Origin of the sequence: Blautia obeum ATCC 29174 (genome assembly GCF_025147765.1) — a bacterium.
GTDB lineage: Bacteria > Bacillota > Clostridia > Lachnospirales > Lachnospiraceae > Blautia_A > Blautia_A obeum.
Genome location: NZ_CP102265.1, coordinates 2,674,504 through 2,689,507, shown reverse-complemented (window position 1 = coordinate 2,689,507; position 15,004 = coordinate 2,674,504). Strand labels below are relative to the sequence as shown.

The following is a 15,004-nucleotide window of genomic DNA, read 5'->3' as shown; positions in this document are numbered from 1 at the left end:
TGGACAGGAGACCTCTTGTCAGCAGTCGCCTTTTTCGGTATAATAATTTTTTACAGTTGGTAAAATAAGCTGAAAATAAACAGGTTACAGATGACTGTAGTGTATGTGATAAGATAAGCAGAATCACAGCAAAATAAATGATGATTGGTTGATGAGTTATGACAAATATGGAAAATGGCAGAGATTATCTGCAGCATGTGCTGAACTGTCTCTGTACAAGGCTTGCACAGATCGATCAGGCAATTCTCGAAGGTGAAAAAGAAGTCGAGGATATGCATGAATATTACTGGGAAAACTATACAGAGATGGACGAGTATGGTTATGAGAACTATGATAACCAGCAGGCACTGTTCCACCAGATGCATGCGAATGAAGAACAGTTTCTTCTAAGAAAACGTTTTAAGAAAATGCTGGATTCACCGTTCTTTGGGCGGGTAGATTTTGTGTATGATGGAGATGATGAGCCGGAAATCTTTTATATAGGAATTGGAAACCTGTCCGAGACAGCCGGACATCGTCCGTTGGTATATGACTGGAGAGCTCCGGTCAGCGGTCTGTTTTATGATTATGATAAAGGACCGGCGGCTTATGAGGCACCTTCCGGAACCTTTTCCGGGGAAGTGGTCTCCAAGTGGCAATACAAGATCCGACGCGGTAAGATGATCTACGAGTTTGAGAGTGATGTAAAGATCGATGATGAGATTCTTGGCGCGGAGCTTGGAAGTAAGGGAGAAGTCCAGCTGAAAAATATTGTACGCACGATTCAGAAGGAGCAGAATGCGATCATCCGTAATACCAAGGACCGGATCATGGTGATCCAGGGAGCTGCCGGAAGTGGTAAGACTTCCGTAGCACTTCACAGAATTGCATATCTTCTCTATCATGACAGAGAAAATCTGAAATCTTCCAATATACTGGTACTTTCACCAAACGGGGTATTTGCGGATTATATTTCACACATTCTGCCGGAGCTGGGAGAAGAAAACATTCGTGAAATGAGTTTTGACCTGTTTGCGTATAGAGAACTGAAGGGAATTGCTGCAGACTGTGAAGACCGCTATGATCAGATCGAACGGGTAATCATCTGTCCAGAATCGCAGGAACTGTGCAGGAAAAAACAGTCAGCAGAATTTGCCGGCAAGCTGGATGCTTTTATGCTTGGCATGGAAGATGATCTGATGAATTTCAAGGATGTAGAGTACAAAGGCTGCATTCTGAAAGAAAAAGAAATCATAGATCTTTTTTATTTCAAATTCCTGGATATCCCGCTTCTTTCCAGAATGGAAGCAGTAGCAGAATATTTCATTGACCAGGTGGAAACACTGAGGGACAGAGATCTTGCAGATGAAGAAAAGGAAGAGCTGACCGAGCGTTTCCAGCGGATGTATGAGACAAGAGACTGCTATATACTGTACAGCCGTTTTCTGGAACAGGAAGGTTATAAAGCACTTCCACGGCTTCCGCTTGAAAAAAGAAAACTTCGTTATGAAGATGTATATCCGATACTTTATCTGAAATATTCTCTGTTCAGATGCAAGGGACATCACGGAATCAAGCATGTGGTAGTGGATGAAATGCAGGATTATTCCTGGATTCAGTTTGTGCTTCTGAAGAAACTGTTTCCATGTAAGATGACGATCCTGGGGGACAAGGCACAGACCATGGAAGAACAGCAGCAGGATGTGCTTAAGTTTCTGCCGAAAATCTTCGGAAGAGATATCCGTAAGATCGTGATGAACCGCAGTTACCGTAATACGATGGAAATTGCACAATATGCGAATCGTCTTACCGGTGTCTCGGATATAGAGCTGTTTGACCGACATGGTGATGCAGTGGAAGAGATGCAGTTCAAAAATCTGCATACAGCGTTGGACAGGGTTCTTGAGAAATGGGAACAGAAACGAGAGGATTATGAAACAGAAGCACTGGTTCTTTTTACAGAAAGAGAAGCAGAGCATGCGTTTCTTTATCTGGAAGAAAAACTCAGAACACTTGATCCAGATGGTGAATATCAGCTTACTTACATGAATCGTGACAGCCAGAATTTCAAAAAAGGACTGACAGTAACGACCTTTTATCTTGCAAAGGGACTTGAGTTTGACCAGGTTTTTGGGGTGTTTCATGCAGAGGACAACAGCGGTCTTGCGGCACAGGCCAGGTACATCACAGCGACAAGAGCATTGCATGAACTGCATATGTATGATGTAGAAGACTAAATTTGAAATTTGTTGACAATTTTGTAATAAAAATGTAAAATATAGACTGCTGTGAATGAAGTGCACAGGAATACAGATATGCACAGATGTGTGGTTACAGAGATAACCATATTAAGGAGGATACTATGAGAAATAAAAGATTACTTGCAATTTCGGCAATAGCGATATCTGCATCTGTTTTTATGACAGCATGCAGCTTTGGCGGAGACGGCAAAACAGATAAAACAGAAACTGTGGAGGTTACTGATACACCGACACCGGAGGTGACGCAAGCACCGACAGAGACACCGGTACCGACGATCTCACCAAATGTACAGAGTACAACTTATACATCAGCAGATAAGAGCATTGCAATCAATCTGCCGGATGCTACATGGGCAAATAAGACAGACGAAACAGATATGCTCAGCTTCGAATCACCAGAGCAGGGAAATATCCTGATTCTGCATGGACAGGGCGAGGATACGATGGCAGCAACGGTTGTCCCAAGTACACAGGATATGGCAGTATCTCTGGAACAGGCAGATGGAGACAAAGTCAACGGAACAGATTTTGAGATTCAGGAATACAGTGCCAATGATGTCAATGGAATCGGTGTATACAGCTATACAACAAAAATGCTGAATACAGACAAGAGCAATGGAAATCTTTATGTTGTTCATAAAGTATTCGCAAATGATACAGAGTACTATACGATCGACGCCGGAGTAAAAACAGAGGATGCACTTGCTTCTGTTAAAGCCGCAGTAGAATCTTTCCAGATCCTTGGGGATTCCACACTGAAGGAAGCAGCTCCACAGCAGGCCCCGATAGAGAATACAGCACAGACAGATGCAAATACCGGTGATGCAGCAGCTCAGCCGGCAGCAGATGCAAATACCGGTGATGCAGCAGCAAATGGTTCTACGGACGCAGCAGCAACAGATGGAACGGCAAATGCAGCAGCAACAGACAACAGTGATAGCTCCGGAACAGCAACAAATTCCGGTGGATTCACAGAGGAACAGCTGACCAATACAGATGAGACAAGAACCCTGTATCGTAACTCTGACGGACATCCGTTTGTTATCACACCGGATGGAAATGGAAACTGGGTTGATTCTGATGGAAATGTTTACAACTTCATCGATGAACAGGATGCATATGATGCAGAAGGCAACAGCTATTACTGGCACGGAGAAGCAGCAGACGTATATTATATGCCTGTACAGTAAGCGGGAAGCATAAACTGGCTGCTTGCAGAAATATGTATTAAAAAAGGCAGGTGAGAGATCATCTGCCTTTTTGGGCACTACAGGAGTTTGGAAGAAACAGGTACAAAATTACGGATAAAGGAGAAAAACTATGAGTGCATATGAGAAGTTTGCACAGGTCTATGATCTGTTCATGGATAACATTGATTATGAAGGATGGGCGGAGTATGTTACAGATCGTCTCAGAGAATATGAGATTACAGATGGTCTGGTTCTGGAACTTGGATGTGGAACCGGGACAATGACAGGATTGCTTGCTGGCAAGGGTTATGATATGATTGGTGTGGATAATTCTGAGGAAATGCTTGCAGAAGCAATGGAAAAAAGAGTAGAATCCGGACAGGATATTCTGTATCTTCTGCAGGATATGCAGGAATTTGAACTGTATGGTACGGTGCGGGCTGTGGTAAGTGTCTGTGACAGTCTGAACTATATTACGGACAGAGATGAACTGCGTCATGTGTTTGAACTGGTAAATAATTATCTGGATCCGGAAGGCATTTTTCTGTTTGACATGAATACCGTACATAAATACCGGGATCTGCTGGGAGATACCACGATCGCAGAGAACCGTGATGAGGGAAGTTTCATCTGGGATAACAGTTATGATGAGGAAGAAGGGCTTAACTATTATGAACTGGCTGTATTTCTTCCGAGAGAAGACGGACTGTATGAGAAATCTGAAGAAGTCCATTGCCAGAAGGCATATCCGCAGGAAGAAATAGAGACTTTGATTAAAGAAGCAGGCATGGAGCTTCTTGCGGTGTATGACGCATATACATTAAATCCGGCAACAGAGGACAGTGAAAGACTATTTTTTGTGGCGCGGGAGAAAGGCAAGAAGAAACAATAAGAACTAAAGAAAGGTTAGTATTTTATGAAAGACTATATTGTAAGAGCAATTGCGGCAGACAGTCAGATTCGTGCGTTTGCAGCGGTTACAACAGAAACAGTAGAAACAGCGAGACAGGATCATAATACCAGTCCGGTTGCTACAGCGGCGCTTGGCCGTCTGCTCACAGCAGGAACCATGATGGGTGTAATGATGAAGGGAGATAAAGATATCCTGACACTTCAGGTAAAGGGTGACGGACCGATTCAGGGAATTACAGTTACTGCGGACTCCAAAGGCCGTGTAAAGGGATATGTCGGCAACCCGGAAGTTATTATCCCGGCAAATGCAAAGGGAAAACTGGATGTATCCGGAGCTGTCGGCAATGGATTTCTCCAGGTGATCAAAGATATGGGACTGAAAGAACCATATGTCGGACAGGTCGCACTGCAGACTGGTGAGATTGCAGAGGATCTGACCTATTATTTCGCAGCAAGTGAACAGGTTCCATCTGCAGTTGGCCTTGGTGTCCTGATGAATAAGGATAATACTGTACGTCAGGCTGGCGGATTTATTGTGCAGGTCATGCCGTTTGCAGAAGAAGCTACAATTGCAAAACTAGAAGAGAATGTACAGAAAATCCAGTCTGTTACAACGCTTCTTGAGCAGGGACATACACCGGAGAGTCTTCTTGAGCAGGTGCTTGACGGATTTGATATTGAGATCAATGATACGATTCCTACGGAGTTTTATTGTAACTGCAGCAAGAGCCGTGTTGAAAGAGCGTTGATCAGTATTGGACGTAAAGAACTGAATGAATTGATTCAGGAGGGAAAAGATGTAGAACTGAACTGTCATTTCTGTAATCAGAATTATGTGTTCAGCGTAGAAGAATTAAAAGAAATTCTCAGAAAGTGCAAATAGGAGGAAGAAGCTGTGAAGGATGGTTTTATCAAGGCTGCTGCCGGAACACCGGATGTTCGCGTAGCAGACTGTGAATTTAATGCAACAGAGATCATTCGCATGGTACATGAAATGGAAGAGCAGGGAGCCAAGGTCATGGTTTTTCCGGAACTCTGTATTACTGCTTATACCTGTGGAGATCTGTTCTGGCAGGAAAATCTTCTGGAAGAGGCAAAGGTGCAGCTGGTACGTATTGCAGAAGAAACTGCTGATGTGGACGCGCTTATTTTTGTAGGGCTGCCACTGGAATATAAAGGAAAACTCTATAATGTTGCTGCAGGACTGAATCATGGCGAAATTCTTGGATTTGTGCCGAAGATCAATCTGCCTAATTACAATGAGTTTTATGAAGCAAGATATTTTACTTCAGGAGAAAACCTTGACGGAACCGTGCATATTGATCGGGATGTGTACAGAGCTCGTTATGAATCAGATACAGAATCCGATGATGTGGAATTTGAGATTGAGATGTCTGAATTTGATGGCTTTGAAGAACTTGAAGAACTTGAAGAGGATGAAGAGCCGGATTATATAGACGAAAATGATGAGGAAGAGGATGAAGAACTGTATGAGGAAGATATCTGGATTTCTCCGAATATGATCTTTACCTGTGAGGAGATGCCGAAGCTTCAGATTGCAGCCGAAATCTGTGAGGATCTCTGGGTACCGAATCCACCGAGTGTTGCACATGCATATCATGGTGCGAATCTGATCGTCAATCTGTCTGCAAGCGATGAAGTTGTTGGCAAAGATTCTTACCGGAGGAGTCTTGTGAGTGCTCAGTCTGCGAGACTTCTCTGTGGATATATTTATGCGACGGCAGGGGAGGGCGAGTCCACGCAGGATGTGGTTTACGGTGGACAGAATCTGATTGCCGAGAATGGGACGATTCTCGCTGAGAGCAGAAGGTTTGTGAATGGCATCATCTATGCGGATCTTGATATTCATCGTCTGGATAATGAAAGAAGGAGAATGACAACCTGTCAGTTTGCACCGGATCTTGCTCCGGAAGGACAGGATATCAGTTATAATGAAGCTTTGTTTACTCTTGAAAGAGAAGAAACAAAACTTACCCGCAAATTTGATTCCAGACCATTTGTACCGGGCATAAAAGAAGAAAGAGAACGCCGTTGTGATGAGATCCTGAATATTCAGGCAATGGGACTTAAAAAACGTCTGGCACATATCCACTGTCAGAACGCAGTGATCGGTCTTTCTGGTGGACTGGATTCTACACTGGCACTTCTTGTGACCGTGCGGGCATTTGACATGCTTGGCATGGACCGGGGCAAGATTACGGCAGTGACGATGCCATGTTTTGGAACGACTGACAGAACCTATAACAATGCATGCAGTTTAAGTAAATGCCTTGGAGCAACACTTAAAGAAGTAAATATCCGTGAGGCTGTTAATCTGCATTTCCGTGATATCGGACATGATCCGGAAGTGCATGATGTAACCTATGAAAATGGACAGGCACGCGAACGTACGCAGATTTTGATGGATATTGCAAATCAGTCCGGTGGTATTGTGATCGGAACCGGAGATCTTTCAGAGCTTGCACTGGGATGGGCAACTTACAATGGAGATCACATGTCCATGTATGCGGTCAATGCATCCGTACCAAAGACGCTTGTCCGCCATCTGGTAAGATATTATGCAGATACCTGTGAGGATCAGAAGCTTGCAGATATTTTGCTGGACATTCTGGATACGCCGGTCAGCCCGGAACTTCTGCCGCCGAAAGATGGTGTGATCTCTCAGAAAACAGAAGATCTGGTCGGACCATATGAATTGCATGATTTCTTCCTGTATTATATGCTTCGCTGGACATTTCCACCGAAAAAGATCTTCCGTCTGGCTCAGAATGCATTTGCAGGAGAATATGATGATGAAACGATTCTGAAATGGCTTAAAACATTTTATCGAAGATTCTTCATGCAGCAGTTCAAGCGTTCCTGTCTGCCGGATGGTCCGAAAGTCGGAAGCGTTGCAGTGTCACCGCGAGGAGACCTTCGCATGCCAAGTGATGCGAGCGCTGCATTGTGGATGAAAGAACTGGAACAGATTCGTATCTGACAGACACAAGTGCTGGTGTGGTCACGGGAAGACGTCAATCGGCTTCGGCTTTGGTGACTGCTTCATCGATCGCATGAATCAGCATCAGAGCAGTGTATTTCTGATCACTGGAGTATTCCAGATCATCCAGGGACTGGCCGGAGTAGATCTGGCTGGACAGAGAGTCCAGTACAGGTTCAACCAGTGGAAACATGGCAGAAGTGCTTTCGCTTAAGTTGGCAAGATGAATGGATTGTATCTGATCCTGGTCTACCGTTACTTCTACATCGAACGTGTTGTTGTTCAATCGGATAGAAGTGCGGTAGATTCCGGGCGTATATTTTGAAACGGCATCGGAAGATGCCGTTTTTGATTTGCCGGAACCAAACATAAGGAACATCACCACACCTAAAATCACGAGGAGCAGCAGAAAGATTCCTGTATAGATCACTTCTTTCATATGTAGAACTACAATTTTGGTCTTGGAACTCATGGATAAGCCTCCTGATTTCGGAAATATGGTTTGTTGCAGATGCAGATCTGATCTAACTCTGATTCTGTATATCTTATTACAATTTGAGTAGATTTATGTTAAATTAATAGAAAGAATTATTTTGAGGAGGACTTTTATGTCACTTCAGTTTATTATAGGAAATTCAGGTGCAGGAAAATCCTTCAGGGCTTACCAGAGGGTGATTCGTGAAGCCGCTGCTCATCCGGAAAAAATGTATTATGTGATCGTTCCGGAGCAGTTCACGATGCAGACACAGAAAACACTTGTAGAGATGCATCCGCAGAAAGGAATCCTGAATATTGATGTGCTGAGTTTTGAACGACTGGCCTATCGGATTTTTGAAGAAGTAGGTGGAGATACCCGTAAAGTATTGGAGGAAACCGGCAAAAATATGATTCTTCAGAAACTGGTGCAGGTCAGCCAGAAGAAACTGGTCTATCTGAAAAACCAGATGAAAAAACCAGGATATCTGGATGAAGTAAAATCACTGATTTCTGAATTTATGCAGTATGAGGTTCGCAAAGAAGAACTTGATAAGATGATCCAGGATGCGTCAGACAAACCACTTCTTCAAATGAAACTGAAAGATGTGGCAGTTTTGTATGAGGCTTTTCGGGAATACCTGTCCGATCATTTTATGACGGCAGAAGAGGTATTGGAAGTGCTGGCAAAAGAAATTCCTTTTTCAGAAAAATTGAAAGGAAGTACAGTTGTGCTGGATGGATATACCGGTTTCACGCCAGTGCAGCATACCGTTATCCGGGAACTCCTTCAGGTCTGTGAACATGTAACAGTGACAGTAACAATGGATGTCAGAGAACAGTTGCTTGCGAAAGGAAAACCACATGAGTTGTTTTATATGAGTCACAAAATGATTCGATCCCTTTCGGAATTTACCAGGGATATGAAAGAACCAATCTGGGTAAAGGCCGGAGCTGAATCCAGATTTGCAAAAGCACCTGCATTGAATTTTCTGGAACAGAATCTGTTTCGTTATCACAGAGGAGCCTATAACGAAGAACAGAAGGAGGTGCAGATTTTTCAGGCAGGAAATCCGGAACGTGAAATGGAAGAAACGGCAAGGCGAATCAGCCGGCTGGTGCGTGAACACGGATACAGATACGGCCAGATCGCTGTGATCACGGGAAATCTGGAGGAATATGGAAGCATTGCCAGACATGTGTTTGATGCAGCGGAAATTCCTTTTTTTGTGGATGAAAAACATTCGGTATTGATGAATCCATTTGTGGAGTATCTGCGTGCTGCCCTGGAAATGACAGTACAGGGATTCAGTTATGAAAGTGTTTTTCGTTATCTGCGATGTGGAATGTCGGATCTTTCAAGAAGAGAAGTGGATATCCTGGAAAATTATGTGATTGCACTTGGAATCCGTGGATTTCGCAAATGGAATGAGACATGGGTAAGGATCTACCGTGGCATGGATCCGGCGGTTATCATGGATTTGAATGAAATTCGTGAACATTTTACAGAGGAAGTACGTGAACTGGCAGAAGGATTCTCCGGAAAAAAGAAAACAGTCGGAGAATACAGCAGATATCTGTATGATTTTATTGTAAAGAGACAGATCCAGGAAAAACTGAAAGTGCAGGAACTGCATTTTAAACAGCAGGGAGATCGTGCCAGGGAGAAAGAATATGCACAGATCTATGGGATTATCATGGATCTTCTGGACAAGATGGTCAGTATCCTTGGTGAAGAAGTAGTTTCTCCTGAAGAGTTCAGACAGCTTCTGGAGACCGGTATGACGCAGGCGAAAGTTGCGTTGATTCCTCCGGGAATCGATCAGGTTCTGATCGGAGATATGGAGAGAACACGACTGAAAGATATTCGGGCATTGTTTTTTGTCGGGGTTAATGAAGGATGCATTCCGAAAAATACGGAGTCCGGTGGAATACTGACAGAGATGGACAGAGACTTCCTGGGAAATCAGGGGATTGAGCTGGCACCGGGACCAAAAGAATTGATGAACATGCAGCGTTTTTATCTGTATCTGAATCTGACAAAACCGAGTGAAAGTCTCTGCCTTTCTTACAGCAGATCAAATGGAAAAGGAGAAGCAGTAGGACCGGCATTTCTGATTCGTACAATACAGACACTTTTTCCTGAAATTCATATAGAGCGTGCAGAGAAACCGGAAAAGGAACTGGATCTGTTGGAAACGCCAAATACATCGGTAGGATATCTTCTGGAAAATCTGACAGATGAAGAGAAACGAAAAGAAAATCAGCTGTTTGCAGAACTCTACAGCTGGTATCTGAATAGTCCCGATTATTGTACAATGACAAAAAAACTGACCGAGGCAGCTTTCCTCAGAAAACCGGTGGATCAGATCAGCAAAAGTGTCGCAAAAGCGTTGTATGGGGAAATCTCACCAAATGGTGCAACGAGGCTGGAGCGTTTTTCTGCATGTGCATTTGCACATTTTCTGAAATATGGACTTGAACTTACGGAACGGGCAGAATATGAGTTTCGGGCAATGGATATGGGAAACATTATTCATCAGGCCCTGGAGGAGTTTGCAGTAGAGCTGCGGCAAAAACAACTGAACTGGCGAGAACTCTCTGATGAAGAACGAGATACGATCGCAGATAACTGTCTGGATAAAATTGCTGCTGATTATGGAAATACGATTCTGCAGAGCAGTGCAAGAAATTACTACATGATAGAACGGACGAGACGAATTCTCCGAAGAACCGTATGGGCATTACAGGAACAGTTAAAAAACGGCAGATTTGAGCCGGAAGGTTTCGAGGTGGCTATTGGCGGAGGCCGAATTGACCGCCTGGATGTGATGCAGGAAGAAGACAGGGTTTATGTAAAGATCATAGATTACAAGACCGGAAATACCTCATTTGATCTGGTAAGTATTTATTATGGACTTCAGATGCAGCTGGTCGTGTATATGGATGCCGCCATGCAGGCAGAACAGAGAAAACATCCGGACTGTCAGGTAAGACCGGCAGGAATCTTTTATTACAATGTCAAAGATCCGATGCTTCAGAAAGAAATGGAAGAAGATCTGGATGAACTGGATCCGGAGATTTTCAAAAAGCTGAAAATGAATGGCCTTGTCATGGACGACAGGGATGTGATCGAGAATCTGGACAGGACTACGATCTCATTGCCATTGTCTTATACGACAAAGGGAACACTTCGAAAAGGTTCTTCTGTGGCAAGCGAGACAGAATTTGAACTTCTGGATGCTTATGTAAAGAAAAAAATCACTGATATCCGGGAATCGATATTGAACGGCAATGCGGAAGCTGCTCCATATGAGATGGGAAACCGTAATGCCTGCACATACTGTCCATATCAGGGGACCTGCGGTTTTGACCGGAAGATTCCAGGTTATGAATTCCGCAGACTGAAACAGTTTGCAGATGAGGAGATCTGGAAAGCATTTGCAAAGGAGGTGGAAGACTGATGGGAGTAACCTGGACAGAAGAACAGCAGAAAGTCATTTCACTTCGGGATCGGAATATTCTGGTCAGTGCTGCAGCTGGCTCCGGAAAAACGGCTGTGCTTGTACAGAGGATATTAAGCAAGATCATGGATACAGAAAGACCAGTGGACATTGACCGTCTGTTGATCATGACATTTACGCGTGCTGCGGCAGGGGAGATGAAGGAGAGGATTTCAGCTGCAATCGATCAGATATTGTACGATAATCCGGACAATGAACACCTGCAAAGACAAGCATCGTTGATTCACAATGCACAGATTACAACAATTGATGGATTCTGTGCTTACATCATTCGAAATTATTTCCATATGATCGATCTGGATCCTGGCTATCGGACGGCAGAGGAAGGAGAACTGAAACTTCTCAGGGAAGATGTCATGAAGGAGGTTCTGGAGGCTGCCTATGCAAGGAAAGGCGAGAAGTTTTTAAGTCTTGTGGAGTGTTATGCGACGGGAAAGACAGATGATGAGATACGCGATATGATCTATAAACTGTACGATGCGTCTATGAGTCATCCGTTTCCGGAAGAATGGATCGAGGAGTGTCTTGAAGTGTATCAGGTGGATTCACTGGAAGATCTTCACGATACACCGTGGATGAAGCTGATCTGGGATGCCGCAGATGAGAGCATCGTGCAGGTACGAGAGCTTCTTTCCAGGGCAGCTGCAATCTGCCGGGAAGAGTCAGGACCTTATTTTTACGAGGCTGCGCTGGATGATGATATTCTGTTACTCAGAGCAGCGGAGACTGCGGTCAAAGAGCGTGATTACAATGGATTTTCAGAACTTCTTAAAAATCACAAATATGCCCGGCTTTCAACGAAAAAAGATCTGTCGGTAGACGAGGAAAAGAAAATACAGGTGAAAGATCTCCGTGACAGTGCCAAGGGACTCTGGAATGAACTGACAGAAAAATATTTTAACCAGACAGAAGAAATGATTCTTGAGTATCTGCAGTATTGCCGTAGACCAATGGAAGGACTGGCTGAAGTCACACTGCAGTATAAGGACGCTTTTGCTGACCGAAAAAGAGAACAGAATATTCTGGATTTTACGGATATGGAACATTTTGCATTGGACATACTGATGCACAAAGAAGGCGATACGATCACACCGAGTGCAGCTGCATGGGAATTATCTGCACGTTATGATGAAGTAATGGTAGATGAGTATCAGGACAGTAATCTGGTACAGGAGATGATCACGAATCTGGTAGCCGGATGGGCAGACAAACGGAAAAATATTTTTATGGTTGGAGATGTCAAGCAGAGTATCTATCGTTTCCGTCTGGCACGACCGGAGCTTTTTATGGAAAAATACCACAGCTATTCACTGGAAGACAGCGAGGAACAGAGAATCGATCTGCACAAAAACTTCCGAAGCCGTGGAACGGTATTATCATCTGTCAACTATCTGTTTCGCCAGATCATGGGTGAGGATCTTGGCGGGATCACTTATGAGGATGAAAATGCACTTTATACAGGTGCGTCATTTCCAGAGAGAGCAGATGGTAAAGAGCCGGAGACAGAAGTACTCCTGATCGAAAAGGACGGTGAGGAACTGGAGGAGCAGGGAAATCAGACAGTACAGGAACTGGAGGCACTTGCGATCGCACAGCGGATCCAGAAGCTTGTCGGTATCGAAGAGGTGCTGGATAAGGATAGCGGAACTTATCGTAAGGCAGGATATGGTGATATTGTCATCCTTCTGCGAACTTCTGCGGGATGGGCGGAGCCATTCAGCCAGGTACTTGCATCAAAGGGAATCCCGGTCTATACAGCATCTCGAACAGGATATTTTGCAGCACAGGAAGTGGTGACGCTTCTGAATTATCTCCGCATATGCGATAATCCAATGCAGGATATTCCGCTGACAGGTGTACTGCATTCTGCAATCGGAGGTTGCAATACACAGGAACTTGCGATAATCCGAAGCAAATGTCCGGATGGTATGTTGTATGAAAGTCTGCTTGCATTCAGAGAAAGAAAGACAGATGACAGGGATGAAGAAGAACTTGTATTAAGAGAGAAGATCAGTCATTTTATAGAGCTGCTGGAAGAAATGCGTGACCTTGCGGTGTACACACCGGTTCATGAGTTGATCCAGTATATTCTCAGAAAAACAGGATATGGGGATTATGTAAGAGTAATTCCGGGTGGTGCACAGAGAGGTGCGAACCTTCATATGCTTGTGGAAAAAGCAATGGAATACGAAAAAACAAGCTATCGTGGACTGTTTAACTTCGTTCGTTATATAGAAAAACTGCAGAAATATGAAGTGGATTTTGGAGAAGTAAATCTGGCTGATGCCGGAAACGGTGCAGTGCAGATCATGACAATACACAAAAGTAAAGGACTGGAATTTCCAATCGTGTTTGCAGCAGGAATGGGAAAACAGTTCAATTTTCAGGATATCAACAGTCGTTTTCTGATTCATCCTGATATGGGCTTCGGAGTGGATGTCATCCTTCCGGAAAAACGTCTGATTCTGTCAACAGTACACAAACAGATCATACGGAGACAGCTCAAAAGGGAAAGCCTTGGGGAAGAATTGAGAGTTCTTTATGTGGCGCTGACCAGGGCAAAGGAAAAACTGATCATTACAGGGACAATTGCAAAGCTTGCGGATGTGCTGCAGGCGGTTTCCTGGCAGATGGGACGCAGAGAGACATTGCTTCCAATTGGAACAAGGGGAGAAGCAAGAAACTACTGGTCATTTATCCTTCCGGCTCTGGCTCGCCATGAAGCTATGCTGCCACTTTTCAGGGAATATGGGATTGCAGACCGGCAGATCCAGGTCTGTGAGATGGAACATGCGGAATTCAAAGTGCAGAAAATTACGGCAGCGGAGCTGGTACAGGGTGAGATTCTTGGACAGACGGACAGCCAGATGCAGGAAAAACTTCTCAAAGAATGGGACAGCAGAAAAATTTATGATGAGGAGATCCATGAGATTCTGACAGAAAGATTTGCTTTTCGCTATCCATTTGAATATCTTAAAGATCTGCCGGTGAAAGTCAGTGTATCGGAACTTAAGAAACGCAGCTGGCGGGGGGAGGAAGAAAAAGAAGAATCCCTGTTTTATGAACCGGATATTCAGGAGATCATTCCGACATTTGTTTCAGGGGAAAAAGAAGAATATCGTGGAGCTGCAAGAGGAACGGCCTATCACCGTCTGATGGAATGCCTGGATTATACACATGCAGAAGATGTACATCAGATCCAGAAACAGATTCGGATGCTCACAGACAGCAGGAAAATGTCACCGGAGGAAGCACAATGTATCCGAATTGCAGATATTCTTGCGTTTGTGGATTCAAAACTTGGACAGCGTATGAAAACAGCAGCAGAACAAAACGCACTTTATCGCGAACAGCCATTTGTTATTGCACAGAAGATGAATCAGATCGAGGCAGCCTGGAACGGTGAAGAGACAGTACTGGTGCAGGGAATCATAGATGCCTATTTTATTGAGGACGATGAGATCGTACTGGTGGATTATAAGACTGATAAGGTATCACCGGGGGGAGAACAGGATCTGATCGATCTGTATCATATACAGTTGGAGGATTACGCAGCGGCATTGGAACGAATGCTGCAGAAAAAAGTAAAGGAAACATATATTTATTCATTTACACTGAGAAAGATGATACCGTTATCATGAAAATATCCCGTAGGACAGAGAG

The 15,004-nt window shown here is 44.0% G+C and carries 8 protein-coding genes; 7 read left to right on the top strand and 1 reads right to left on the bottom strand.

What is annotated here, in order from left to right:
- Positions 1 to 158: 158 nt before the first annotated feature.
- The 5 genes from NQ503_RS13060 to NQ503_RS13040 all read left to right on the top strand — a co-directional run bounded on the left by NQ503_RS13060 (position 159) and on the right by NQ503_RS13040 (position 7,343).
- The gene (locus NQ503_RS13060; protein WP_005424926.1) at positions 159 to 2,216 is read left to right on the top strand and encodes a HelD family protein; all 2,058 of its coding nucleotides are present in this window, start codon (positions 159 to 161) and stop codon (positions 2,214 to 2,216) included.
- A gap of 125 nt (positions 2,217 to 2,341) precedes the next feature.
- Positions 2,342 to 3,430, top strand: coding sequence for a PsbP-related protein (locus tag NQ503_RS13055; protein ID WP_044925678.1), 1,089 nt, complete (start codon positions 2,342 to 2,344; stop codon positions 3,428 to 3,430).
- 130 nt (positions 3,431 to 3,560) lie between these two features.
- Positions 3,561 to 4,322, top strand: a complete 762-nt coding sequence (locus NQ503_RS13050; protein ID WP_005424929.1) for a class I SAM-dependent DNA methyltransferase — start codon at positions 3,561 to 3,563, stop codon at positions 4,320 to 4,322.
- A 24-nt stretch (positions 4,323 to 4,346) separates the two neighbouring features.
- The gene (hslO, locus tag NQ503_RS13045) at positions 4,347 to 5,225 is read left to right on the top strand and encodes an Hsp33 family molecular chaperone HslO (RefSeq protein WP_005424930.1); all 879 of its coding nucleotides are present in this window, start codon (positions 4,347 to 4,349) and stop codon (positions 5,223 to 5,225) included.
- Between the two features lie 12 nt (positions 5,226 to 5,237).
- A complete protein-coding gene (locus tag NQ503_RS13040; RefSeq protein WP_044925679.1) occupies positions 5,238 to 7,343 on the top strand; it encodes an NAD(+) synthase in 2,106 nt (701 codons plus the stop codon).
- A gap of 34 nt (positions 7,344 to 7,377) precedes the next feature.
- On the opposite strand, the gene NQ503_RS13035 is transcribed toward NQ503_RS13040, so the two are convergent.
- Positions 7,378 to 7,815 (bottom strand): hypothetical protein, encoded by a 438-nt coding sequence (locus tag NQ503_RS13035; protein WP_005424933.1) that lies wholly within the window; start codon positions 7,813 to 7,815, stop codon positions 7,378 to 7,380.
- A gap of 136 nt (positions 7,816 to 7,951) precedes the next feature.
- Here NQ503_RS13035 and addB point away from each other — a divergent pair, with 136 nt between their 5' ends.
- Positions 7,952 to 11,281: a helicase-exonuclease AddAB subunit AddB gene (gene addB, locus NQ503_RS13030; protein WP_005424934.1), complete on the top strand. Its 3,330-nt coding sequence runs from the start codon at positions 7,952 to 7,954 to the stop codon at positions 11,279 to 11,281.
- On the top strand, positions 11,281 to 14,982 hold the full coding sequence (gene addA, locus NQ503_RS13025; RefSeq protein WP_005424935.1) for a helicase-exonuclease AddAB subunit AddA: 3,702 nt from the start codon (positions 11,281 to 11,283) through the stop codon (positions 14,980 to 14,982). Before addB ends, addA begins: the two co-directional genes overlap by 1 nt.
- The last annotated feature ends 22 nt before the right edge of the window (positions 14,983 to 15,004 follow it).